General features: G+C 59.6%; 23 protein-coding genes, 2 tRNA genes and 1 rRNA gene. 9 read left to right on the forward strand and 17 right to left on the reverse strand.

The annotated features are described in order from the left end of the window. Window positions 1-75 precede the first annotated feature (75 nt). Window positions 76-675 (reverse strand): dCTP deaminase, encoded by a 600-nt coding sequence (gene dcd / locus RWZ58_RS07770; protein ID WP_314658251.1) that lies wholly within the window; start codon window positions 673-675, stop codon window positions 76-78. A 153-nt stretch (window positions 676-828) separates the two neighbouring features. On the opposite strand from dcd, the gene RWZ58_RS07775 reads away from it, so the two are divergent. The 8 genes from RWZ58_RS07775 to RWZ58_RS07810 all read left to right on the forward strand — a co-directional run bounded on the left by RWZ58_RS07775 (window position 829) and on the right by RWZ58_RS07810 (window position 7,183). Next, a tRNA-Gly gene (locus tag RWZ58_RS07775) sits at window positions 829-902 on the forward strand. Between the two features lie 303 nt (window positions 903-1,205). Continuing rightward, window positions 1,206-1,826: a thiamine phosphate synthase gene (locus tag RWZ58_RS07780; protein ID WP_314658252.1), complete on the forward strand. Its 621-nt coding sequence runs from the start codon at window positions 1,206-1,208 to the stop codon at window positions 1,824-1,826. A 2-nt stretch (window positions 1,827-1,828) separates the two neighbouring features. Beyond that, window positions 1,829-2,911 (forward strand): glycine oxidase ThiO, encoded by a 1,083-nt coding sequence (gene thiO, locus RWZ58_RS07785; RefSeq protein ID WP_314658253.1) that lies wholly within the window; start codon window positions 1,829-1,831, stop codon window positions 2,909-2,911. Between the two features lie 45 nt (window positions 2,912-2,956). Then, entirely contained in the window at window positions 2,957-3,154 is a 198-nt protein-coding gene (gene thiS / locus RWZ58_RS07790) for a sulfur carrier protein ThiS (protein WP_294628211.1), read from the forward strand. 144 nt (window positions 3,155-3,298) lie between these two features. After that, window positions 3,299-4,069 (forward strand): thiazole synthase, encoded by a 771-nt coding sequence (locus RWZ58_RS07795; RefSeq protein WP_060823907.1) that lies wholly within the window; start codon window positions 3,299-3,301, stop codon window positions 4,067-4,069. After that, window positions 4,060-5,115 (forward strand): ThiF family adenylyltransferase, encoded by a 1,056-nt coding sequence (locus RWZ58_RS07800; RefSeq protein WP_314658254.1) that lies wholly within the window; start codon window positions 4,060-4,062, stop codon window positions 5,113-5,115. The genes RWZ58_RS07795 and RWZ58_RS07800 overlap by 10 nt, the downstream gene beginning before the upstream one ends. A 122-nt stretch (window positions 5,116-5,237) precedes the next feature. Beyond that, window positions 5,238-6,350, forward strand: coding sequence for a MauE/DoxX family redox-associated membrane protein (locus RWZ58_RS07805; protein WP_314658255.1), 1,113 nt, complete (start codon window positions 5,238-5,240; stop codon window positions 6,348-6,350). A gap of 167 nt (window positions 6,351-6,517) precedes the next feature. Continuing rightward, the gene (locus RWZ58_RS07810) at window positions 6,518-7,183 is read left to right on the forward strand and encodes a class I SAM-dependent methyltransferase (RefSeq protein WP_314658256.1); all 666 of its coding nucleotides are present in this window, start codon (window positions 6,518-6,520) and stop codon (window positions 7,181-7,183) included. 140 nt (window positions 7,184-7,323) lie between these two features. Here the strand turns inward: RWZ58_RS07810 and RWZ58_RS07815 are convergent, their stop codons facing one another. Further along, complete coding sequence (locus RWZ58_RS07815; RefSeq protein WP_314658257.1) at window positions 7,324-8,025, reverse strand: hypothetical protein; 702 nt, start codon at window positions 8,023-8,025, stop codon at window positions 7,324-7,326. Between the two features lie 63 nt (window positions 8,026-8,088). Between RWZ58_RS07815 and RWZ58_RS07820 the strand changes: the two genes are divergently transcribed. Further along, complete coding sequence (locus RWZ58_RS07820) at window positions 8,089-9,066, forward strand: hypothetical protein (protein ID WP_294628223.1); 978 nt, start codon at window positions 8,089-8,091, stop codon at window positions 9,064-9,066. A gap of 385 nt (window positions 9,067-9,451) precedes the next feature. On the opposite strand, the gene RWZ58_RS07825 is transcribed toward RWZ58_RS07820, so the two are convergent. The 15 genes from RWZ58_RS07825 to rrf all read right to left on the reverse strand — a co-directional run bounded on the left by RWZ58_RS07825 (window position 9,452) and on the right by rrf (window position 24,078). Continuing rightward, window positions 9,452-11,422, reverse strand: a complete 1,971-nt coding sequence (locus RWZ58_RS07825; RefSeq protein WP_314658258.1) for an NHL domain-containing thioredoxin family protein — start codon at window positions 11,420-11,422, stop codon at window positions 9,452-9,454. Between the two features lie 252 nt (window positions 11,423-11,674). Beyond that, the gene (locus RWZ58_RS07830; RefSeq protein WP_314658259.1) at window positions 11,675-12,415 is read right to left on the reverse strand and encodes a preprotein translocase subunit SecD; all 741 of its coding nucleotides are present in this window, start codon (window positions 12,413-12,415) and stop codon (window positions 11,675-11,677) included. A gap of 310 nt (window positions 12,416-12,725) precedes the next feature. Next, window positions 12,726-13,442 (reverse strand): hypothetical protein, encoded by a 717-nt coding sequence (locus RWZ58_RS07835; RefSeq protein WP_314658260.1) that lies wholly within the window; start codon window positions 13,440-13,442, stop codon window positions 12,726-12,728. A 218-nt stretch (window positions 13,443-13,660) separates the two neighbouring features. Further along, window positions 13,661-14,506 carry a hypothetical protein gene (locus RWZ58_RS07840; RefSeq protein WP_314658261.1) on the reverse strand — a complete coding sequence of 282 codons (846 nt, stop codon included), beginning with the start codon at window positions 14,504-14,506 and terminating at the stop codon, window positions 13,661-13,663. A gap of 503 nt (window positions 14,507-15,009) precedes the next feature. Beyond that, window positions 15,010-15,294 (reverse strand): HU family DNA-binding protein, encoded by a 285-nt coding sequence (locus RWZ58_RS07845; protein WP_005509029.1) that lies wholly within the window; start codon window positions 15,292-15,294, stop codon window positions 15,010-15,012. Between the two features lie 92 nt (window positions 15,295-15,386). Continuing rightward, the gene (rpsN, locus tag RWZ58_RS07850) at window positions 15,387-15,692 is read right to left on the reverse strand and encodes a 30S ribosomal protein S14 (RefSeq protein WP_005506731.1); all 306 of its coding nucleotides are present in this window, start codon (window positions 15,690-15,692) and stop codon (window positions 15,387-15,389) included. Window positions 15,693-15,694: 2 nt separating this feature from the next. After that, complete coding sequence (rpmG, locus tag RWZ58_RS07855) at window positions 15,695-15,865, reverse strand: 50S ribosomal protein L33 (protein WP_004005967.1); 171 nt, start codon at window positions 15,863-15,865, stop codon at window positions 15,695-15,697. Window positions 15,866-15,868: 3 nt separating this feature from the next. Further along, entirely contained in the window at window positions 15,869-16,105 is a 237-nt protein-coding gene (rpmB, locus tag RWZ58_RS07860; RefSeq protein ID WP_004005966.1) for a 50S ribosomal protein L28, read from the reverse strand. A gap of 835 nt (window positions 16,106-16,940) precedes the next feature. Then, entirely contained in the window at window positions 16,941-17,753 is an 813-nt protein-coding gene (locus RWZ58_RS07865; protein WP_314658262.1) for an SGNH/GDSL hydrolase family protein, read from the reverse strand. Between the two features lie 156 nt (window positions 17,754-17,909). Then, window positions 17,910-18,740: an ABC transporter ATP-binding protein gene (locus RWZ58_RS07870; protein WP_314658263.1), complete on the reverse strand. Its 831-nt coding sequence runs from the start codon at window positions 18,738-18,740 to the stop codon at window positions 17,910-17,912. 139 nt (window positions 18,741-18,879) lie between these two features. Next, the gene (locus RWZ58_RS07875) at window positions 18,880-21,078 is read right to left on the reverse strand and encodes an acyltransferase family protein (RefSeq protein WP_314658264.1); all 2,199 of its coding nucleotides are present in this window, start codon (window positions 21,076-21,078) and stop codon (window positions 18,880-18,882) included. Window positions 21,079-21,205: 127 nt separating this feature from the next. Further along, window positions 21,206-21,279 (reverse strand) — tRNA-Thr (locus RWZ58_RS07880). A 286-nt stretch (window positions 21,280-21,565) separates the two neighbouring features. Next, on the reverse strand, window positions 21,566-22,444 hold the full coding sequence (locus RWZ58_RS07885) for a thioredoxin domain-containing protein (RefSeq protein ID WP_314658265.1): 879 nt from the start codon (window positions 22,442-22,444) through the stop codon (window positions 21,566-21,568). Between the two features lie 441 nt (window positions 22,445-22,885). Continuing rightward, complete coding sequence (locus tag RWZ58_RS07890) at window positions 22,886-23,629, reverse strand: DUF6891 domain-containing protein (RefSeq protein ID WP_314658266.1); 744 nt, start codon at window positions 23,627-23,629, stop codon at window positions 22,886-22,888. 332 nt (window positions 23,630-23,961) lie between these two features. Next, a 5S ribosomal RNA gene (gene rrf / locus RWZ58_RS07895) occupies window positions 23,962-24,078 on the reverse strand. Window positions 24,079-24,183 lie beyond the last annotated feature (105 nt).

The raw sequence follows: 24,183 nt of genomic DNA on the forward strand, positions 1-24,183 counted from the left end.
CAACAGACGGAAAAACCGCCCAACGCGGGCGCACAAACACACAGCCTGCACGCCCGCACCCCAAAACGGGAAAGACTAAGACTCCACAGAACTATCCGCAGGAATCATCGTCTGATGAAAATTCAAATAACTACGCGAAGCAGTCGGGCCACGCTGACCCTGGTAACGGTTACCATACGCACCAGAACCATACGGATGCTCAGTCGGGCTACTCAAACGGAAGAAACACAACTGACCAACCTTAGAACCCGGCCACAACATAATCGGCAAAGTCGCCACATTCGACAACTCAAGCGTCACATGCCCAGAAAAACCAGGATCAATAAAACCAGCCGTAGAGTGAGTCAACAAACCCAAACGACCCAACGACGACTTACCCTCCAGGCGGGCAGCCACATCATCAGGCAGAGTCACCTTCTCATACGTAGAACCCAACACAAACTCACCCGGATGCAGAATAAACGGCTCATCAGGAGCCACCTCAACCAGGCGCGTCAAATCCTCCTGCGGCTGAGCAGGATCAATATGCGGGTACTTATGGTTATCGAACAGACGGAAGAAACGATCAATCCTCACGTCCACACTTGCAGGCTGAATCATCGACTCATCGAACGGTTCAAGAACGATGCGCCCATCAGCAATCTCTTGACGAATATCGCGATCTGAAATAAGCACGCTTAAAGGATACCTGGCAAACACCACCCACGTGCAGGCATCCACCAGCCCCAGCACACAGTCCTACATCACATTTCAACCCCGGCTACACCGGCAACAAGCGCCGCGACACATTTCACCCCCGGCAAGCAGACGCGATACACTGAAAAAGATGCGGCTGTAGCTCAATGGTAGAGCGCACGCTTCCCAAGCCTGATACGCGGGTTCGATTCCCGTCAGCCGCTCCACAAGCCCCGGACTTCACGGTTTGGGCTTTATTTTTTGGGTTGGATGTGGCGGTTGGGCTAAGGGTTTAGGAGATGCGGCTTGGGTTGGACGGGTCGAGGCGGTATGTTCCTAGCTCCTGCAGGAGCGAAGGAAGTGTATAGCGCGCCGGTCTTCCCATTCATGAGCGAGGAACACACCCCGCGAGACGCATCAAAACACTTGAAGAATGTTCAACTCACCACGCAGCTGTGCTAACCTAACCACAGAAATTCGATGAGAGAATTTCTCAAAAACATCTACTCGACGACGAATCGTAGACCCGCATGACCCGCGAAACGCACCCCTACACCACCCCCGCACGCCCCCTCGACCTGAACCTCTACCTCGTCACAGGCGATAACCCCCTCGAAACCGTCCGGGCAGCCAAACACGCTACCTGCATCCAAGTCAGGTCCAAACCCATCAGCGCGCGCGAGCTCTACCAGCTCACCGAGGCTATCGCCGGCATCATCCAGCCGCACCAGACCCTCCTCATCGACGACCGTGTAGACGTCGCCCTCGCGTTGCGTGCCCGCGGCGTGCGCGTTGACGGCGTGCACATCGGTCAAGACGACCTGCCCGTAGCCGACGCCCGCGCCCTCCTCGGCACCGACGCAATCATCGGCCTGACCACCGGTACCCGACAGCTCGTCGAAGAATCCAACAAGGTTGCGCACCTCATCGACTACATTGGCACCGGGCCGTTCCGCCCCAGCCCCACCAAGCAGTCCAACCGCCCGCCCCTGGGCATTGACGGGCTCCGCGAACTTGCCGAACTGTCCGCCGTGCCGACCGTAGCTATCGGCGACATCACCCCCGAAGACTGCCCCGCCATCCGCACCACCGGAGTTGCCGGAATCGCCATGGTCCGCGCTTTCGTCGACAACCCCGCACTGAAGGCATAGCCATGACCATCACCATTATTGGCGGCGGAATCATTGGTCTCACCACCGCGTTTGAGCTCACCGAACGCGGCGAAAGCGTGCACCTCATCGACGCTGGCACCGGCGACTACGGCACCGCCGAGGACGGCACGGCGCTCTACCCTGCCGCCAGCCACTACGCCGGCGGCATGCTCGCACCCATCGCAGAAGTGCAATTCCAGCAGGACGAGCTCTTCCCCCTCATGACCGCTAGCGCTGATGCCTACCCCTCCCTCATGGAGCGGCTCAGCCGCGCCACCGACCTGCCCACCGGCTATGACACCACCGGCACGCTCATCGTCGCCGCCGACCGTGCCGACGCCGAGCACCTGCAGCGCACCCGCACCTACTACCAGGATTTGAACCGCCCCGCAGACCCCGTCACGCCCACGCAGGCGCGCACCCTCGAACCGCTCCTGGCGCCGCGCATTGCCGGTGCCGTGAGCATCCCCAGCGACCACCAGCTGCACCCGCGGCTCATGAGGCGCGCCCTCAAAGACGCGCTCACCCGCCGCGGTGTCACCTTCAGCACCGAACGGGTCACCGACCCGGACGCTGGCGACATTATCTGCACCGGACTAGGGGCAACGCTGCACGGGGACTACCCGCTACGCCCCGTCTACGGGGACATTCTGCGCCTGCGTGCCCCGCGGCCCGTCCTCAAGCACGTGGTGCGCGGATACGTGAACTCCCGCCCCGTCTACCTCATCCCCCGCCCCGACGGGGAGCTGTGCATCGGCGCGACCAGCCGCGAAGACCACCGCACCCTCCCCGCCATTGACGGCGTACACCAGCTGCTGCGTGACGCAATCCGCCTGGTGCCCGCCGTTGAAGAGTGCGAGCTTCTGGAGGCGAACGTCGGCGCCCGCCCCGGCACCCCGGACGACCTGCCCATCTTTGGGCACCGCACTCGCACCGACGGCACCCGCCAGCTCGTGTCCACGGGCTATTTCCGCCACGGTATTCTGCTTGCCGCGCTCGCCGGCAAGGTCGGCGCGGAGGTCGCCTGCGGGGCTGAGATTCCGCCCATCATGCAGGCGTGCGACCCGGCACGATTCGCCCACTAAACACCCCAGCCGGGTGCACCCGGCGCACTCACGAAAGGATTCCGCATGATCATCACCTACAACGGCGAGCCGCTAACCACCAACGCCCGCACCGTATTTGACCTTGTCATGGACCAGTTCGGTACCGAAAATGGTGTGGCTGTCGCACTTAACCGCAGTATCGTGCCCCGTTCCACGTGGCTGGATGTGCCGCTGAGCGAGGGCGACAGGGTGGATGCCCTCACCGCTGTACAGGGTGGCTAATCCTCCAGCTTGTACTGGCAAACCACCGGCAAATACCCACCGGCAAAAAGAACAGCCATTCTCGGTTTTCTTTCTACACCGGGCGCACCGCCGCGCCCACGCACCTAAACCCCGTTATCTAGACGTTCCCACAGAGGAGAACTCATGAGCCTCACACCGCTCACCATCGGCGACCGCACCTTCACCTCCCGCCTCATCATGGGCTCCGGAGGCGCAACCAGCATGGACCTGCTCGAGCAGGCACTCATCGCCTCCGGCACCGAAATGACGACTGTTGCCATGCGCCGTCACGCCGCAGGCACCCCCATTTTTCCGCTTCTGCAGAAGCTCAATATTGCGCCGCTGCCCAATACTGCCGGATGCCGCACCGCAGCGGATGCGGTGATGACTGCGATGCTCGCCCGCGAGGCGCTGGGCACCTCCTGGGTGAAGGTCGAGATCATTCATGACGAAGACACCCTGCTACCGGACACCGTGGAGCTGCTGAGTGCTTGCGAGCAGCTGGTGGCGGAGGATTTCACGGTGCTCGCGTACACCTCTGACGACCCGGTGGCTGCAGCCCGTCTGGAGGATGCGGGCGTTGCCGCGGTCATGCCGTTGGGCGCGCCGATTGGTACCGGTCTGGGCATTTTGAATCCGCACAATATTGAGCTGATTGCTTCTCGCGCGCAGGTTCCGGTGGTGCTGGATGCCGGTGTGGGTACCGCCTCCGACGCGGCGCTGGCGATGGAGCTGGGTTGTGATGCGGTGTTGTTGGCGTCGGCGGTGAATCGTGCTGAGGATCCGGTGGCGATGGCTCAGGCGATGAAGTTTGCGGTGCAGGCGGGCGCGTTGGCGCGTGAGGCGGGCCGTATTCCGGTGCGTGAGCACGCGAAGGCATCGTCGCCGTCGGAGGGTTTCGTCTCGTGGATGTAAACCTCTCCCCTACCCCAGTGAATCCGGAGCATGCGCGTCTGGATCGCGAGCGCACGGACCGTCAGCGTCGCCTCCCCGGTTTTGATCAGGACGCGGTCGCGGCGGCTCGTGTGCTCGTGATTGGTGCTGGCGGTTTGGGCTGTCCGGTGGTGCAGGCGTTGGCGGCGGCTGGCGTGGGGTATCTGCATATTGTGGATTCTGATTCGGTGGAGCTGTCGAATATTCAGCGTCAGCCGCTTTTTGGGGTGCCTGATGTGGGTGAGCCGAAGGCGGAGGTTGCGGCGCGCCGTGCCTTGGATTTGTGCCCGTCGTTGACGGTTGAGACAACGATTCGGCATGTGGATGCGTCCTGGATTTTGGATCTTTTCGCCGCGTCGGCACCGGATTGTGTGGTGGATTGTACGGATACGTTTGCATCGAAGTATCTGATTGCGGATGCTGCGCAGCTTGCGGGTCTGCCGCTGGTGTGGGGCACGGTGCTGCGTTTTGGCGGGTCGGTGAGTCTTTTTGAGCCGGATGGTGCACATTTGCGTGATATTTTTCCGACGATTCCGCAGACGGTGGAGTCCTGCGCACTTGCCGGTGTCTTGGGTGCGACGACGGCGGTGGTTGGTTCGCTGATGGCGACGGAGGTGCTCAAGCATGTGAGCGGCTTGCCGACGGCGGCGGGTAGCTTGCTGACCTATGATGCCTTGTCGGGTACGTGTACGTCGTTTGGGGCGGTGCCGGATCCGGTGCGTGTGGTGCCGGTGGATTTGTCGGCGCATGAGGTTCCACAGGTGCTGTTGGATGTGCGTGAGGTACCTGAGCGTGAGGAGTCGGTGAAGCATGAGGGCTCGTTGCATTACCCGTTATCGCCGCTGGCTGACGCTGACGGCTCGCTACTGCCGGCAGACCGCGTGCCCGCGGAACTGCTGAGTCTGTTTGAGTCGGTGCGCGACCAGCGGGTGGGTGTTTTCTGTGCCTCGGGTGCGCGTGCGCAGCGCTTCGTGCAGGCGTATGAGCAGCTGGCGAGCGAGTACGGGGTGCGCCTCACGGCACTGTAGAGACGGTTTCCCCATGTGCAGGGCGTAAAATCGTGTATAACACGGCGGCACATCGCGCGGTTTATTCTGCCTGAGAACTGCCCTGCCGCCTCCTGTTTTCGCACACTCACTCTAGGAGTTTTATGCTCACCGTCCCTACTGTGCCGCTTGTTTTGTGCACGGCTCTCATCGCCCTAACTCTGCTCGTTAGCGGTATTGCTAAGGCGAAGGACCCTCAGAGTACCGTGACTGGTATTCAGAATCTTGGTTTGGAGAAGATTGCGCCGGCCCGTGCGGTGTCGCTTGTCCTGCCGTGGTTCGAGATTGCCCTAGCCGCCGTCCTGCTGTTGTCGCCGGTGCGTTTGCCTGTTGTGATTGCTTCGGGTTTGGCGTTGATTCTGATGCTGTTCTATACGGTGGTGATTGCGCGCGCGCTGGCGACGGGTCGTACTGCCGGTTGTAATTGTTTTGGTTCTGAGTCGACTGCGCCGGTGAGCCGTTACACGCTGATCCGTAATGTTGCGTTGCTGTTGGCGGCGGCTGGCGCGCATGCGAGTGCGTTGAAGGGCGGCACGGGTGTTGTGTCGACTCTGCTGGGTCTGGGCGTTAGCGGCTGGACTTGGGTTTTTGGTGCGGCGCTGATTGCGTTGACGTTGGAGGCTGTTCGCCGCGGTGATGCTCTGGCGCAGCCGGAGCCGCAGGCTGAAGTGATTTTGCCGGAGCCGGTGTATGACGAGAACGGCGAGGAGCAGTATGTTCGTATGCCGATTCCTCATGCGGCGCTGTACCTGGAGAATGGCCGTCACACGAATATGCGTGCGTTGGCTAAGAATCAGGCGCGTATGCTGGTGTTTGTGTCGGCGACGTGTGCTGGTTGTGTGAAGTTTTTGAAGACGATGTCTTCGTGGCAGGAGCGTCTGCCGCAGGTGGCGTTGCATCCGGTGTATTCGAGCCTGGAGTCGTTGCAGACCTCGCGTAATGCGGGTACGTTGCCGGAGGGTTTGACTCCGCTGATTGACCGTGATGCTGGTGCGCGCGCGAATTTTGGTAATGGTGTGCCGTTGGCTGTGGTTTTGGGTGCTGATGGTCTGATTGCTGGCGGCCCGGTGGCTGGTAAGGAGGAGGTTGAGGCGCTGCTGACCGATATTGAGGAGCAGTTCGCTGAGGCTGCTCGTCTGGCTGAGGAGGAGCGCCAGGAGCAGATGCGTAAGGCGATTGCTGAGGGTACGTCGAATACTGGTGGCGATCACCTCTAAACGCGCCCTTGCCGCGGCTGCCCTCCCGTAGCCCCGTCCGGCTCTTACTGCCCTTACCGGCAGGTGCCGGGTGGGGCTATGCTAGTACGTAGCGCACACACCGCTTATACGCCGTAGTCACCTTGCCTGGTGGCTGGCGCGTCCTCAACCCTGTCTAAGGAGTTTTTATGGCAATGATGAGTTTCAACGCTCCGGGCGAGCGTGAGAAGTCCTTGTGGCTGGTCCGCAAGGAGAGCAACCCGAATCATTCGCAGTGGTACATTGACCGTTTCAAGGCGATGGAGGCTGAGGGTAATGATATGGCGGGTGAGTCTCGTCTGGTGAATGCGTTGGCTTCTCGTGGCGCGAAGATTCTTGATGCGGGTTCGGGTCCTGGTCGTGTGGGTAAGCAGTTGCACGCGTTGGGTCACCGTGTGACGGGTGTTGATATTGATCCTGAGCTGATTGAGGAGGCGCGCCGCGTCTGCCCGGAGGCTACTTGGATTACGGCTGATCTGGTGGATTTGCCGGAGGTTCTGGGTATTGAGGGTGATGCCACGGAGGAGAATGGTTTTGAGCTGCTGGTGTGTGCGGGTAATGTGATGGGTTTCTTGGCTCGTTCGACTCGTAAGCCTGTGGTGGAGAATTTCCGTCGCGTGCTGGTGCCGGGTGGCCGTGCTGTCGTGGGTTACGGTTCGGGTCCGGGCCGTGACTACGCGTTTGAGCAGTTCTTGGCGGATGCTCGCGAGGTCGGTCTGAACGTGGATAACACGTATTCGTCGTGGCAGATGCACCCGTTTGTTGAGGGTTCTTCGGAGTTTTTGGTGGCGGTGCTGTCGCGCCCGGCGAGCTAGGCTCGCATCTGAAACGAGCACGCTAAGCGTATATAGCTAAGCGTATGAAAAGGCCCGGCGCCTGCCCCGTGTGGGGTAGGTGCCGGGCCTTTGCGTATCCTCAAGAAGCGCATCCAGAAGAACTTTAAAGAATGGGTGTTCTAGTGGATGAGGTAGATGGTGCGGGCGAGTTCTTCGGGCATGAAGGATGCGGCGAAGAGGATTGCCACGATGATGACGGCGAGTGCGGTCATGAGGCTGGAGCGCCAGCCGGGGTGCAGTTCGTTGAAGGTGATGAGTCCCTTGTGTTCTTTGTCCATGTTGACCACGTTGATCTGCTTGTAGATGGTGGTTTGGGCGGAGAGTTTGGAGGAGACTTCTCGCATGGTTTTGCCGTCCCAGACGCGGCCGTCGATGCGCATGAGCTGTTTGCCGTCTTTGTCGACGGCCCACATGGCGGGGAAGCTGCGGTAGCGTAGGCGGCCGGCGACGGTTTTGAGTTTCTGGCCGTATGCTTTTTTGGGGTAGAGCTTTTCGGCGAAGATGGTGTGGTCGATGTTTTCGAGGGGTACGGCGAACCAGCCGAAGGTGCGTGCGCGGAGCACGTGGGTTTTGGTGATGACGATGATGGTGGGTTTGAGGACTGAGTAGAGGTTTACGCCTGCGATGGTGCCGATGAGCAGTACAAAGATGGTGTACGGCAGGGCGGGTCGCTTGTAGAAGATGAAGGCGAGCGCGGCGAGGAGCACGATGGTGCCGGGGAGTGCCGCTTCGATGCGCCTGCCGTAGGAGCGCATGCGGGGGTGGAATAGTTCGTTGACTTCGCCGTATTTGGCGGGGACTTCGTGAGCGCGTTCTGCCATATACACAACTTTAGTGTGTGCGGTGCGTGAAACCTAGCGGACTACCTGCGTTACTCTGGTTCTATGCGTAATTTTTCTCCCGTGGAGCGGGTTCTGGCAATGTGGATGGTCGGTGTTGTGGTGGCGGTTTCTGTGGCTGCTGCGGCGCTGGTTATGACGAATAAGCTGGTGTATGGTCCGACGGGTCAGGTGCGGGAGTATTTTCATGCGTTGCGTACGGGTAATGGTTCGTATGCTCGTGGTTTGTTGGGTGCGCAGATTCCTGAGGGTGACGCATCTTTGCTTGATGGGGATGCTTTGAGGCGTTCGGTGTCTTCGTTGGGTGAGGTGTCGTATGAGGTGGTGGAGACCAGCGAGGATGGTGAGCATGCGACGGTGCGTGCGTCCTATACGTTGGAGGGTTCGCAGCAGCATACGGATTTTCGTTTGCACCGTTCGGGTACGCATTGGGGCTTTTTTGATAAGTGGGCTATTGATGAGGCGTCTTTGCCGTCGGTGAAGGTGAATATTCAGGGTGTGGAGGCTGCGACGATTAATAACCGTAAGGTTGCGGTGGATAAGGGTGTGGCGTCGTTCCCTGTGTTTTATCCGGGCGTGTATGCGGTGTCGTATGATTCGACGGTGTATACGGCGCAGAAGGTGAATGAGGTGGTGACGGCGCAGGACGCGAATCATTCGGTGCGTATGGAGTTGAAGCCGAGTGATAATGCGTTGTCGTCGGTGAAGGAGCAGGTGCAGGATTATTTGAAGAAGTGTACGCAGCAGAGCACTCTTTATCCTGGTGGGTGCCCTTTTGAGTATGCGTTTACGGGCCGTGTGGATTCTGAGGTGAAGTGGTCTGTTGAGAAGGTTGCAGATCCGCAGGTGAGTGTGAGTTCGGCGGGTGTGTGGTCGTTGAAGCCGATGTCGGGTACGGCAAAGGTGTCGTTTACTCAGTTGGATTTGTATACGGGTGCGCGTTCGCAGGTGCAGAAGGAGATTCCGTTTACGTTGAAGGCGTCGGTGGAGGCGGATGCGAAGGCGGTCCGAGTCTCCTTCTAAGAACGAACAGCGAGAGCCAGTATGCTCTGAACGCGACATCAGGGTGCCCGAGCGAAGCGAGGACGGGTTCCCTGTAGGAGCGAAGAGCATACTGGCTCGTAGCTTATACGGGTTGAGAAAGGGCCGGTGTTATCCGTAGCGACATCAGGGTGTCCGAGCGAAGCGAGGACGGGTTCCCTGTAGGAGCGAGGATGACCCGGCCCTTTCGCGTCCCACAATCCTAAAAGTGCAAAGGGAACCGTCACTATCCGCAGCGGTATCAGGGCGGCACAACAGAAATAGGGTCAGTATTATCCGTAGCGACATCAGGGTGTCCGAGCGAAGCGAGGACGGGTGCCCCTGTAGGAGCGAGGATAATACTGACCCTTGATTCTTTTATAGGTTCCTAGTTGATACCGCGCAGGTCCAGGACGAGTTCACTTTCGTCTACCTCGTCACCGGTCACGATGACGGGAATACCCCAGTCCTGCTGGTAGAGGTGGCATGCTGCGTGCTCGGGGATGTCACCGTCGGGGGTGCCGTCGCAGGCGGCGGCGCGGGCGGTGATGTGCAGGACCGCCTCGGTGATTTCGGGGTTGAGTACGAGGGTGCGGGTCAGTCCGGTGGAGGTGCCGGCGCCTTCCAGGATGAAGTTCTCGGGGGTGGATGAGATCTTCAGCTGCGTGGGGTCGCCCCAGCGGGTGTCGAGCTTCTGGCCGGTGGGCACGGTGAATCGTGAGGTGAATTCGAGGGTGCCGCCGGTGAGCTTGGTGGAGGGGCGTGCGGTGGTGATGGCGCCTTCGTCGACGTGCTGTGCCTTCGCGGGGATGGAGGCGCGCACGAGCTGGTGTGCGTTGGTTTCGACGATGATGAGGCGCGGTTCTTCGCCGGGTACTTCTTCGACGAGCAGGTCGGAGGGTTCGTCGAGGCCGCGTTCGAGGGTGCCGAGGGTGCCGGTCACCGGGTCCCAGCGGCGGATGGCGCCGTTGTAGGTGTCTGCGACTGCGATGGATCCGTCGGGCAGTTCGGTCAGGCCGAGGGGGTGCTGCATGCGGGCGGTGTCGGAGTCGCCGTCCACGAAGCCGAAGTCGAACAGGCCCTTGCCGACTGCGGAGGTGACCTGTACGCCGTCCTCGGTGAAGGTGACGTGGCGCAGGCCGCTGGTTTCGGAGCAGGCGACCCAGAGGCTGCCGTCGCGGGCTTCGATGATGCCGGAGGGCTGGGCGAACCAGGCTTCGGCGGCGGGGCCGTCGGCGAGACCCTCGACGCCGGAGCCTGCGAAGATGCTGACGGCACCGGTGACGGGTTCGTAGCCGAAGAGCTGGTGGGTACCTGCCATGGCGATGATGAACTGGCCGGCTTCGCGGGAGTAGACCGCATCCCAGGGCGAGGAGAGCGCAATTTCGGTGGCGGGCACGCCGGCGGGGATGTGGTTGGGGTCGCCGGTGACGGCGTTGTCGCCGTCGATGACGCGCTGCACGCCGTTACCCGCGAGGGTGCGTACTTCGCCGGTGCGCAGGTTGAGGGAGCGCAGGCGGTGGTTGACGGTGTCGGCGACGAGCACGTCGTAGCCGAGCTGTTCGCGTAGGTTTTCGGGTACGAGGGCGAGGCCGGCGGGTTCGTTGAAGCGTGCTTCGGTGCCGGTGCCGTCGACGTGGCCCTTGACGGGGTGGTTCACGGGGTCGTCGCCGCCGCCGTAGGTGTTGATGACGGTGTTGAGGTCGGCTGCTACCTGCAGGATGCGGTGGCGTGCGGTGTCTGCGACGAGGTAGGTGCGTTCGCGGTTGCCGAAGAGGTTTGCGGGGCCGAATTCGGCGGGCAGTTCGATGGCTTTGCCGGGGAAGGCGTAGGTGCCGGCTGCCTTGGGGCGGGGTACGTAAGGGCCGTCGCCGCGGTGCAGGGTGCCCTTCGCCTCGTGCTCGGCGACGAGCTCGCGCACGAGGGAGGTGAGGCCCTGTACGTGGCCTTCGCCGGAGAGGTGGGCGACGATGTAGCCTTCGGGGTCGACGACGACGAGGGTGGGCCATGCGCGGGCGGTGTATGCCTGCCAGGTGGTCAGTTCGGGGTCGTCGAGTACGGGGTGGGTGATGTGGTAGCGGTCGACGGCTGCGGCGAGCGCTACGGGGTCGGCTTCGTGCTCGAATTTGGGGCTGTGTACGCCGACGGTGACGAGTACGTCGGAGAATTCTTCTTCGAGGGGGCGTAGTTCGTCGAGGACGTGTAGGCAGTTGATGCAGCAGAGGGTCCAGAAGTCGAGAATAACGATTTTGCCGCGAAGGTCCTGCAGGGTGAGGTTTTTGTCGCCGGTGTTGAGCCAGGCTCGGCCTTCGAGTTCGCTGGCGCGCACGCGTACGTTGCGGGTGGTGTTCTCGCTCATGGTTTTCTCTCCTGTTGGGTGCGCCGTGTGTGGGCGCGTTGGTTTGCTGTCCCCATTATGCCAGCGTGGTGGGGGTGGTTCGCTGGGAGTTGAGCTTTGTGACTTGGGGCCTTAACGACCTGTCATATTAAGTCATATTCCGGGTGGTTCGTGGGTATATAAAGCGCCCCGCACGCATCACGTATAGATGCGCGCGGAGCGTTGGTGTCCCTATTGTGGCGGGCTGTTCGGCCCGGTGGTAGGAACTAGTTTTTACTTGGCGCCTGCAACCTCGGAGAGGTCACCAATCTTGGTGGGCTTGACCGGGGTCTTAGCGGTGCCGCTGAAGCCGTCGATACGGCCGGGGGCCTTCGGGGTCTCGATGGTGGAGACGTCGGTCGCCTTTTCGAAGGTCTTGGTGTTCAGCACGGATGCGGTGCCGTCTGCATTGACAACGGTGTAGAGGTTGTCCTTGGGGTTGGTCTTAATCCAGGAGCCGTCCTCTTTCACGACGATGGTTGTACCGTTGGAGTCCATGCTGGTCCACACACCGTTATTCTGGATGGTGACAATAGCACCGTCCTTGGATTCGAAGGCAGCGAGTTTATCGGTGTAGTAGACGGTGCCGTCGCTGGTCTGTGCCTTCTTCACACCGGCCTCGTTCTTGAACTCGTCCAGGGCTTTCTTGCTGGCGGTGTAGCCTGCGGAGGCTGCCTGCTGGGCGGACCCTTCAGCCTTCTTGAGTGCTTCGGTTGCTTCGCTGGGCAGACCGCTGGGGGCGCTGATGGTGCCCTGGGTGGCCTTGGTTTCTGCCTTGGTGGTTTCAGCTGCTGCAGAGGTGGTGCTCTTGCTGGTTACTGCTGCGGAGGTGCTTGCAGGCGCGGAGGCAGTTGCGGAAGCGGACGCGCTTGCCGACGCGGAGGGGCTGGAGTTGGTGCCGGAGTTGCCGCCGCAGGCTACGAGGCCGAGGGCACCGGCAATGGTCAGGGACAGAACAGCAATAGACTTCTTCACTGTAGTTTCTCTTTCTGTATGCGCCGCTCTGCAACGGCGCAGTGCGTAGTGTGGTTGAAGTACACCGGGTACGCCCGCGGTGTACGCCATCATGCTAGCACCGCGACCTGAGAGCTTCCTGGACTACCGCGCCGCTGGCGGGCCCCTCCCCTGCTACTCTTACGGGTCTTCCTCTTAGGTCTTCTCAGCATAAGTTTGAAGACGCAAAAACGCCCCGCACGCATCACTATCGGATGCGCACGGGGCGTCTTATAGGTCAGGGGCTGTTACGCTCTGGTAGCGTCACAAGCCGCTGTTAGCTCTTTACAGCTTACTTGGGCTGTGCGGGCTTGACGGGGGTGACCTTAGCCTGTGCGGGCTTTGCGGGAACCTTCGGAGCCTTCAGGTCGGACTTCTCGCCACCCATGATGGAGGTTACTTCACCGGATGCGTCCACGGTTGCCTGCAGGCCGCTGTTAGCCTGGATGCTCCAGGAGCCGTCAGCCTTGACTGCGACCTGGCCGTTTGAGTCCTGGCGGCTCCAGGAGCCGTCAGCCTGTACAGCTACCTGGCCTTCGTCACCCTGAATGGTCCAGCCGCCGTCCTCAGAAACAACGACGTCGCCCTCTACGGTTGCGGAGGAGGAGTTACCCTCGGAGTCCTTGGACTCTGCCTTAGCGTTGCCCTTGTCGTCAGCCTCTGCCTTGGAAGTGTTACCCTCGGAGTCCTTAGCGTCGACGGAAACCTTGCCGTCCTTGTCGACCTTGACGTCTGCGGAGTTGCCCTCGCCATCGTTAGCCTTGACGGTGACGTTGCCGTCCTTGTCAACCTTCACGTCTGCAGTAGCGGAAGCGGAAGCAGCCGAGGTGGTTGCAGCTGCAGAGGGTGCCTTAGCCGACGCGCTCGCAGAGGCAGTTGCCGAAGCGGATGCGGATGCAGTCGCGGTGGTGGAAGAGGACTGGGAGCCGCATGCGCTCAGGCCCAGTGCGCCTGCGAAAGCGATGGACAGAACCGCGGTGGTCTTCTTCATTGCGGGGGCGATAGCCATTGTTTCTCCTTGTGGTTGTTAGTATGGTGCGGCTAGTTTGCGACGTATTCGCGTCGTGCGCAGGATCCTTGTGGGATTCCATAACGATTATCGGTGTAACCAACCGCGTTAATTCTATCGAGTTTGGGGGCTTTTATCCGAGCCAGCGGGCGTTTATCCGCATTCTAGCGGGTGGGATATCCCACGTTTCTGCCCGGTTTGTCGGCTGGTCACATCAGTTAGTTACGGGGAGTGACGGGCTTGACGGGGTCCACGGTAGCACCGGCGGGCTTGAGGGGGACGCTGGGTACCTTAACCGCGCCTTTGCCGCCGGTCTGTTCCCAGGTGCCGTTAGCTTCTACCTCGATTACGCCGTTCTCGCCGGTCTGTTCCCAGGAGCCGTCAGCATCAACCTCAACGGCGCCTCCATCGCCAACGCGCTCCCAGGAGCCGTCAGCTCGTACCTCGATGATGTCGCCGTTGGGGGCGTGGTAGGACCAGCCGCCGTCGGTCTTGATTTCGATGAGGGAGTAGCCGTTGGCTGCGCTGACGGTTCCGCTGTCGACGGTCACGGTGCCAGAGCCGTTCGAGCCGCTCTTGGCGGAGGTTTCGCCGGCCTTCTCGTCGACCTTTGCGGAGGAACCGGAGTTGTTCGATGCAGAGCCGCCGTTGACGGTTGCGGTGCCGCTAGCGCCTGCGGTCACACCGGTACCGTTTGCGCCGTTGACGGTCACATTACCGTTGGCGTCTGCGGTGACCCCGGTGCCATCAGCGCCGCTGACGGTTACGCCGCCTTCACTGACGGTGACGGTACCCTGCGAGCTGCTTGCGGTAGCACTCGGGGAGGCTGCGTCGTTTGCCTTGACGGTGACCTTACCGTTGCCCGCGTTGACTGCTGCGTCGGCGGTGGAGGACGCCTTAGCGGTCGCGGTAGCGGTGGGCGCCGGGGCGGAGGCAGAGGTGTTCTGGGCACCGCAGGCGCTCAGGCCGAGTGCTGCGATTGCTGCCAGAGACAGTGCTGCCGCGCCGGTGCGGAAGCGACGGTTGGTGGTCTGTGCGGAAGTATGCAGTGCGGGGCGTGCCATGAGGTGGTTCTCCTTGTGCGTCCCGGAGGGTCAATCGTCCGGGGTTTGTATGGTTGTTTGTCCGGTTGGGGTGGGGGCCGTTGTGTATGGTGTGTGGCTTTTCCTTATCCGGTGACTCCAGCTTAGGGTGTGAGTCTAAGATTGAGCTTTAGTTTGCTGTGTTTAAGCTGTGTCCGGGCGGCAATGTATAAGTATTTTTCTCAGCGGGGTTTGATAATCGCGGGTTTTCGCTCAGATTATGCATAGCTTTATGCTCGAATGAATAAATTTTCTTTATTTTTTCTGTAGCCCGTCATAGCTTCCCCTGTGAAACCGAGCTACTTTCTGTGTCTTATGCTCGAGTTAAGGGTTAGGGTCTTGAATACCCACTCCTCACGCCCCTAATATTCCTTTCACCTCCTGCCGTTCCGCCTCTCCCCCTGTCTTTAGACACAACAGCCGGGCATAACAAAAGACCCCCACCGTGATGGTGGGGGTCTTTAGCAGATTCAAAGTCTCAAGAATTACTTCTTAGCGACTGCTGCCTTCAGCTTGGAGCCTGCGGTCAGCTTCACGCCGTGACCGGCGGGAATCTGGATGGTTTCGCCGGTCTGCGGGTTACGGCCGGTACGAGCTGCACGGTCGGTGCGCTCGATTGCCATCCAACCGGGGATGGTGATCTTCTCGCCCTTGGAGACGGAAGACTCGAAAACCTGGAACACTGCGTCGAGGACTGCGTTTACGGTTGCCTGGCTCTTGCCAGACTTCTCTGCAACCTCTGCAACAAGTTCGGTACGGTTCTTAGCCATTAGGGTGCCCCTTCCAGAGACTTAAGGTTTGAGTCTAAAGCGAGTGACCGTCGGTGACGACGGAAAACCGTTTAGGAACTAAAATACCAGATTTACCAGCTGGACTTGGTGATACCGGGCAGCTCGCCGCGGTGTGCCATCTCGCGGAAGCGCACGCGGGAGATACCGAACTTCTGGAAGGTACCGCGGGGGCGGCCGTCGATCTGGTCGCGGTTACGCACGCGAACGGGAGAAGCGTTGCGGGGCAGCTTCTGCAGTGCCACGCGTGCTGCTTCGCGCTCCTCGGGGGTAGCGTTCTCGTCGATCAGGGTCTTCTTCAGCGCGATACGCTTCTCGTTGTAGCGAGCGACGATGACCTTGCGCTGCTCGTTGCGAGCGATCTTGGACTTCTTAGCCATTCTTAGCGCTCCTCTCGGAAGTCAACGTGCTTGCGAACGACGGGGTCGTACTTCTTCAGCACCATGCGGTCGGGGTTGTTGCGGCGGTTCTTACGGGTCACGTAGGTGTAACCGGTGCCAGCAGTGGACTTGAGCTTGATGATAGGACGGAGGTCCTTAGCCTTGGATGCCATTTACTAGATCTTCTCCCCGCGTGCGATGATTTCTGCAACAACGGCATCGATGCCACGAGCATCGATAACCTTGATGCCCTTAGCGGACACGTTCAGGGTTACCTTACGACGCAGCGAAGGAACCCAGTAGGTCTTCTTCTGAACGTTCGGGTCGAATCGACGCTTGTTGCGGCGATGCGAGTGCGAAATGCTGTGTCCAAAGCCGGGAACAGCTCCGGTCACCTGGCAGACTGCTGCCATGTTTCACTCCTTTATTGATTGACTTTTATGACGGTACGCAGTCGATGTTACTCGTGAGCGTCCCGCCACCAATGTAGAAGCACCGGGTTATTCGCCGGGCTAGAGTGTTTGAGATCGTCACGTGGGTGAGAGGCCACGCATCGATCCCCGCCGCGGGAAAAACGGTGAAGCTTATTAGTGTCGAGAGGCGTTTCCACCACTACGAACAGCGTTAAATTCTAGGTAAATACGGGGGTTCGTGCAAGCTTGCACGCCGGATTCTGCCTTAAAAATCCGCGGAATCTCGGTGTTCTGAGCCGATTGCGCCTCGTTTAAGCGAAGCGCTCGATTCGCGGATGCACGCCTGCCGCCAGGCGACAAACATACCTATCCATTCTATCAAAAATGGGTATTTTTGCAAGTCCAGATGTTTTTAAGGGAATCTTTAACGCCCCTAGTCAGGCGTTAATCCGCAATTTTAAGAACGGGCATTCTCTATGTGACCGGGGATAAATTACACCGATGAAATTCATGTTGTGAGATTAACAGCTTAAGCCGGATTTAAGCCGCAAACAGCCCCGCGTCACCGCTTCTGATGGTGTGTGCAGGGCTGTTAAACAGGCTTAAACACGCGTTTAAAGAGCTTTTAACTCTCGTTTTAACGCTTCCGCCCCGGTTTTAAAGGGCAGTTTAAGGGCTCGTAGCGGTGCAGATACGGCCGCTTTGCCCCGCCCCGTTACGGCGTAGATACGACACAAGTATGGGGCAGATACGGCACAGAGCACTCCCCTACCGATACGGTTCTGGCTAGGGTTCTACGCCGTATCGTGAGCCACCGCGGCCCTAGTTCTTCAGCCTAATTATTCAGGCTTGCTGCGGGCACCCACTCCGGGTACTTGGGGGTCACGCCGTCACCGGAGCTCGTCCCCTTCAGGCGGCGACCAATCCACGGCAGGGCGAACTCACGAACCCAGCGCGCCTCCTGCTCAATCTTCTCGCGAGCGGTCAGCTGCACCTCCGGAGGCAGTACCGATTCGGTGACCACGCCAGGCAGACCGAGCTGCGCCAGCACGCGGGATGCAAAGCGTTCGTGGCCGAGGTCGTTCATGTGCAGACGGTCATCAGCCCACAGGCGCCAGTCGAGGAAGTCATTCCAGCGCCAGTAGTCGATAATGTGTGCGCCGTGGTCTTCGGCAATGCCGCGCAGCAGTTCGTTGTAGGTGGCGGTGCGGCCGCGGGTGCGGGCGAAGGGACCCTGGCCCTGTACATCCAGGCCCGTAATGGTCAGGATTGTGATGTCCTGGGCGCGCATGGCGGCGAAGGCCTCGTCCACGCGGGTCATGAGCTGGTCGATATCAACGTTGGGGCGCATGATGTCGTTGCCCCCGCCGTAGAAGGTGACAATGTTGGGGCAGAGGTCCAGGGCTCGGGGCAGCTGTTCATCCAGGATGGGACCGAGCAGGCGGCCGCGGATAGCGAGGTTTGCGTACTGCGCCTGCGGGTCTACTGCGCCGATACCTTCGGCAACGCGGTCTGCCCAGCCGCGCAGTCCGTTGGGGCGGCGGCGGTCAACGTCGCCCACGCCTTCGGTGAAGGAGTCCCCGATTGCCACGTAGCGTACTGATTCACCATTGAGCTTGCCGTTAGAGTCTAGGAGCGGGGTCGTCATTGTGTTCTTCTTTCCGGGCTCTGCAGAGTTTGGCCCTTCTATGGATGAAGCCGGTACACCAGCGCGGTGTACCGGCTTCTTCGCTTAGCTTTCGGTGCGTCCTGTTTTCCAGTATCCCACTGTTACGGGCGCTTCATCAGATATGGAGGGGGTTTCTTAGGATCCGACAGTCGCACCGGCAGCTGCGGATGCGCTCCGCGGGTGGGGTACAACCACCACGCTACCGTCGTTGAACGGGTCGGCGACCTCGGCTTTCAGCCCGAAGATGGTGTGCAGGTTCTCGCGGGTGAGCACGTCGTGTGCTTCGCCCTGGGCGACGATGGAGCCGTCCTTCATGGCCACAAGGTAGTCGGCGACTCGGGCGGCGAGGTTCAGTTCGTGCAGCACCATGATCATGGTGGTGCCGCGCTGTTCGTTGAGTTCTGAGAGCAGGTCGAGTAGCTCTACCTGGTGTGCCAGGTCGAGGTAGGTGGTCGGTTCGTCCAGCAGTAGGATGTCGGTTTCTTGGGCAAGCGCCATGGCAATCCAGACGCGCTGACGCTGGCCGCCGGAGAGCTCGGTGACCTGTCGTTCGGCGAGGGACATGGTATCGGTGGCTTCAAGTGCCCAGGCGACGGCCTCGTCGTCTTCGGCGCTATTGCGTTTGAAGAGCCCCTGGTAGGGGTAGCGTCCTCGGGAGACCAGATCGGCTACGGTGATGCCTTCGGGTGCGATGGGATGCTGGGGCATGAGCCCGACCATCCGGGCGAAGCCCTTCATGGAGTATTCGTGGGTGGATTTTCCGTCGAGAGTGAAGTCGCCGTTGAGCGGCTTGAGTAGTCGGGAGACACCGCGTAGGAGCGTTGATTTGCCGCAGCCGTTGGGGCCGATGATGGCGGTGATTTTGCCTTTGGGGAATTCGAGGGAGAGGTCTTTGACGATGGTGGTTTCGCCGTAGCCGAGGCTGACGTTCTCAACTTTGAGGGTGCGTTCGGTGATTTCTTTCATGGCGTCCTTTCTTCTCTAAGGCTTTTCCCGGGAGCCTCCTAACTTAGCCTATCCTAATTTCGGGTCAGAAAATAGCGAATCCCCCGCTCTGTTCATACTTCTGTAGAACAGTTCGGGGGATCCGCTGTATTGGTGAACTTTAGAAGTTCACTTTTCCGTTGACGAGCCAGCCGCCTTCCGCTGCACGCTGGAAAACTTCCTGAGCCATGGTGCGGCTGTAGGTCTTGGAGACATGGTTGTCATCGATGTAGACGTAGATGTTTCCGACCACGGGGCTACAGGTGCCGTCCGGGCAGTACACGTCCTTCAGGTCAACCATGACGGCGCCCTGGTCGCGGTACTTGTCGAAGATTTCCTTCGCGGGGTTTTCTGCGGCGTACTTGTCGCTTGCGGGTCGTGCACAGGAGCTCTTGTCGGCACCGGCTTTCTGAGCGCATTCGTAGATGTTGTACTCGAAGCGCGGGTTATCGCGCAGGCCGATGACCTGGACCCCTGCCTCGGTGAGGCGGCGGACCGTCTCGTCGAGGCTCGGGTCGACTCGTTCGTCGTTCGATCGTGCCTGGGCAACGGTGGCGATGAGCACCACGGTCTGCGGCTTACGCTTGAGAATTTCCTCGGTCATCTTGGTGTTGAATTCCGAGCATTCGTTACTGGCGTTGACGGCGCGGACCGGGTACTGGCAGCCACCGAGCAGGTAGGTCTGCAGGTTGGTCTTGGTCTGCTCGGCGATGGGCTTGAAGATGCTCAGCGCCTGTTCCGCGTGGGAGTTACCGACGACCATGGTCAGTGGTGCATCCTCGGGGCCGTACTTCTGCACGGTGCAGTACTTGGCGAGTGCCGGGTCGGAGGGCGCGAAGCCGCCGGTGCAGGGGTCGCTCAGTCCGTCGAACTGAGCTTTGACGTCGCCACCGGAGGGGATGGGGTTGTCGATGAGTCCCTGCTGGGCGCCGCCGATTGCGCGGGCGCCGGGGTAGTTTTCGGTGACGGTCTGTACCTTCAGTTCGGCGTTCTGCTCGGACTGGGCGTTGCGGTAGCCGATCCAGGTCTGTGCGGCGGTCAGGGGTACACCGGCGACCAGGAAGATGGCGAGGATGAAGGCGAGCTGGTCTGCCCAGGTCTTGACGGAGAAGACGGTCTTGAAGCGCATCTTCATCATGAGCCAGGGTACGAAGGGATCCTTGCGGTAGCGCAGCGGCTTTTCCACGAAGCGGATGAGCAGCCATGCCAGGCCGATGGAGGCAAGGATGATGATGGTGCCTTCGATGACGTTCACGCGGGAGGTACCGACGGCGCTGCTGTAGAGGATGAGGATGGGCCAGTGCACCAGGTACAGGGCGTAGGAGATGTTACCGAGGCTCTGCAGGGGTGCGGAGACCAATAGTCGATCGATGCCCCAGCGGCTGTTGGTGCGGCCTGCCATGATGACGAGCGCGCCGGAGATTACGGGCCAGAGTGCCAGGTAGCCGGGGAATGCTCGTTCAACAGGCAGGATTGCGCCACAGGTGACCAGGCCGATAATGCCGACCCAGCCCATGACAACTCGTGCCTTTTCGGGTGCCTTCCACTTGAGGGTGAGCATCGCCAGCAGGGTTCCGATGGCGAATTCCCACAGGCGGGTGCGGGTGTCGAAGTAGGCGAATCCCTGGTTGGTGTCGGTTTCGACGATGGAGAAGGTCAGGGATGCGACGAACACCGTGTTGAAGATGAATACCGCGGTGGTGAAGAGGTTCCCGCGGAATCGGTGCACGACGTAGGCTACTGCGGCGAAGAGCAGGGGCCAGATGATGAAGATCTGCCCCTGGATGGAGAGCGACCAGAAGTGCTGGAAGGGCGACTTCACAGAGGCGTTTTGGGCGTAGTAGTCCACGGAGCTAAACGCGAGGTTCCAGTTCTGGAAGTAGAACAGGGAGCTCGTTGCGTCGGTGACGGTTTGCGACCAGCGGCTGGGCGCGAGCACGAAGAAGGACGCAATCGTGGTACCCGCAATAACCACGGTGGCTACAGGTAGCAGTCGCTGGAAGACATGCAGCCAGTAGTTGAGGAGGTTGAGGGGTTTGCCTTCGTTGATCTTGCGCATGAAGGAGAGCGAGAGCAGGAAGGCGGAGATGAAGAGGAAGACGTCCACGCCGCCGGAGACTTTGCCGAACCAGACGTGGTAGAGCACCACGAGGAGCACGGCGAAGGCGCGCAGGCCCTGGATTTCGGGGCGGAATCCTCGCGATTCGATGAATTCTTCGAGGGGGTAGTCGTTGGTTTCGCGGGCTTTGACGGTGCGCAGCGCCGCGGTACGGGTGCCCTGCGAGGCGGTGGCCTGCGGGGTTCCGGAGGTTTCAGACATACTTGGTTCCTCAGGGCGGGTAGACGATGTGTTGGTGCGGGTCCCTTAGACACTCGAGGACACTCGCTACAATAAAATCCTGATTCGCACCTCTGCTATGAGGCTGGTGCGAACCAGGATTTTTCTGAGCCCCCTACCGGATTCGAACCGGTGACCCTCTGTTTACAAGACAGATGCTCTGGCCAACTGAGCTAAGGAGGCAACTTGTCCAGTGTACCTTATTCTGGTGGTTGAATCTGCTTAGTTGTTCTTTGGCGGTTTGCTTGAGAATGCTTCTGGATTATGCCGGTTTGATGCGTTCGTTTCCTTCGTTTTACCCTTTCCGAATACCTCGGCTACAGGGGCTCCCGGGCACCTTGTCCAGCACTTTGCCGAGTCTTCTTCCTGCCCCTCACGTTCCTTTACTCGTTCTTTAGAGCTTCGGATACATACAGAAAAACCCGGTAGCCTCACGCGAAGGTTACCGGGTTTTTCTGTATCGAAGAGGTTACTTCTTCTTAGCTTCGATCTTCTGCTTCAGGAAAGCGCTGAAGTCGTTGCTGGTGTACTGGTCGCCATCAACGAAAACGGTGGGGGTACCCTGAATGCCGTTCTTTGCGGATTCAGCGTTGACCACGTCCACGAAGGGACGCCACTTGCCATCGTTCATGTCGGAGCCAATGGAGGCGTGGTACTTCGAAGCAATGTCGGCGATCTGCTGGTTGTTCATGTCGCCGCTACCCTGGTGCGAGAAGATTTCGCGCTGGTAGTTCAGGAAGTCGCTGGTGCTGACCTGGTTTGCCACGGAGTATGCTGCTGCCGCGTTACGTGCGGAGTATGCGGTGGGCGAGGAGCGGTCCAGGAAGGTCAGGTTGCGGATTTCCAGGGTGATAGTACCGTCTTCGACGAGCTTCTGGATTTCCTCACTGTACTTCTTCTCGAACTCTGCACAGTGCACGCAGTTGTAGTCCTGGAAGATGGTCACACGTACGGGCTGACCGTTCTTGGCTGCCTCTTCAGCGGTCTGCACGCCCGGGGGCAGGGTGTTGACAGCTGCTGCGGTTCCGTTGACCATGGGGGTCACGGAGGAGGTCGAGGTTGCGAGCTGTTTGAAGTCGCGGGTCTCCTGGGTGGAGGAGTTCTGGACGATGCCGTCCTTGGTCAGCACAATGCCACCGTATTCGTTGGCGCTGGCGGGCACGGGGCCGCTTTCTGCTACCTTGGTGTTCTTGTTGCCGTTGACTACGACGAAACCGATGATACCTACGATAACGAGGACCACGGCGAGTACGCCGAGCTGGAGCCAGCGGCGGCTTGCCTGGCTGGGGCTCTTCTTGGCCTGCTGTGCCGCAATCTGGCGGGCTTTTTCGCGGGCGTCGGTCGACATGCCTGCTCCTTTGGTTGGGAATATGGGTGGCGGTTCATCCACTGTTCTAGCCTACTCCTTATGGAGTACACACCCACCCGAGTAGAGCTTCAGATGTGCTTCAGCTCTGCTGAGCTGGGCATATCCGTTTCTCTACGGGGCGTTCCAGGGGTCTAGCTTCCTGCCGTTTGAAAGAGCTGAAAGTCATGTCGAGCAGGTGCCACCGTGAAGGCTGGCTCTACTCACGCTCTGTCGTGGGGTCTATCTCGTGGATGTACCGCGTTACCCGTCTAGCCTACCGAATGGGTGCCTTATCGGCTAGTTAATACCCTGGTTGAGATGCTGTGAGGTGTATTCTCACGCTCTCAGCTTATTTTCCTTGTAAACTTCTGTAGCATTGGGAGGCGTTCCTCCCCCACTAGGTATGCCGCTAGGCTCCCATCCGGTTCAGCTCACCAGCTGCTAGGGAATGTTGTAGATTTCCACTCCCCCAATGAACGGGCGGGTGTCGAAGTTCCCGTTCCACTTCACGTTCAGGCCGTGCTTCTCCAGTACGGGGATAATGGTGTCCTTCATGAGCTCCACGGAGAGCTTCTTGTGAAGAGCACTAATCTCTTCCTTCTGCGCATCGCTCAGCGCGTTCCATTCATTTTCGTCCCTGGGGTAGGCGAGGAAGGAACCGAACCCAACGTAGGTGCCGCCACTCTCAGCGAGGCTTTCGGTGTCCTGCTGGTGGAAGTAGATGTATCCCTTCCATTCACGGCTGTCGTCGATCTCGTCCCAGATTTCTGCGGAGGCGCAGGTACCGCAGCAGGTGAAGTTCTGTCGTGCGATAACTCCTTCTTCTTCCAGGGCTGCGAAGGCACGGTTGAGGTTGGAGTTCTTCTGCATTTCGGGGGTAATGCCCAGCTCAGCAGCAAAGGCACGACGACGCTTGATGAGCTCTTCCACGTAGTCCTCTACGCGCTTTTCCCAGAGCTTGCTGTCTTCGTTCTCCCCATCGTATTCCAGACCGAGTACGTCCATCACATAATCGGTGATCGTTTCTACGTACTGTTCAGTATCAGATTCACCCATGAACAGCAGGGGCCAGATGGGCCAGAGCAACTCGGCTTCGTCTTCTTCATCCAGCCCCCATTCTTTGGGGAAGGGCGGGTCGAGGCGTTCTTCGCTCCAGCGTTCGTAGATGTTCTTCTCATCAGCCATGATGATGCTCCTTTGCGTATTCTCTACTCGTTCGGGTAGAGATGTGGATTGCTCTTGTTGTTAAGGTACCAAGAGTTCCTCTACTGTGCTCTCTAGTTCGTCATTCAGGCGGATCTGTGAACTCCCCATCTCGTTACCTCTGCAGTAGGCTGGCACGCTGTCGGGCTGGCTCTGCAACCATGTTCCCCTGCTTCTCTGCTGCGTCTCTGTACCTCTGCTGAGTTATGGGGCTTTCGCTCGAGGAGTTTTTGGGTACACAAAAAGAGGGGAAGACCTATAAGGTCTTCCCCAAACAAAAATAGCCCCGGCAAAGCCGGGGCTACTCAACAATAAAGCGGCAACAACCTACTCTCCCACACCCACAAAAGTGCAGTACCATCGGCGCAAAGAGTCTTAGCTTCTGGGTTCGGAATGGAACCAGGCGTTTCCCTCTCGCTATAATCACCGCAAACCTACGGGATTGTTATCCAAAAACCATACAGTGAACGCAAACACATTATCTTGAAAAGTAAGCCTTCGGCCTATTAGTACCAGTCAACTCCACGAGTCTTCAG

The sequence above is a fragment of the uncultured Rothia sp. genome, assembly GCF_963544205.1.
Lineage (GTDB): Bacteria > Actinomycetota > Actinomycetes > Actinomycetales > Micrococcaceae > Rothia.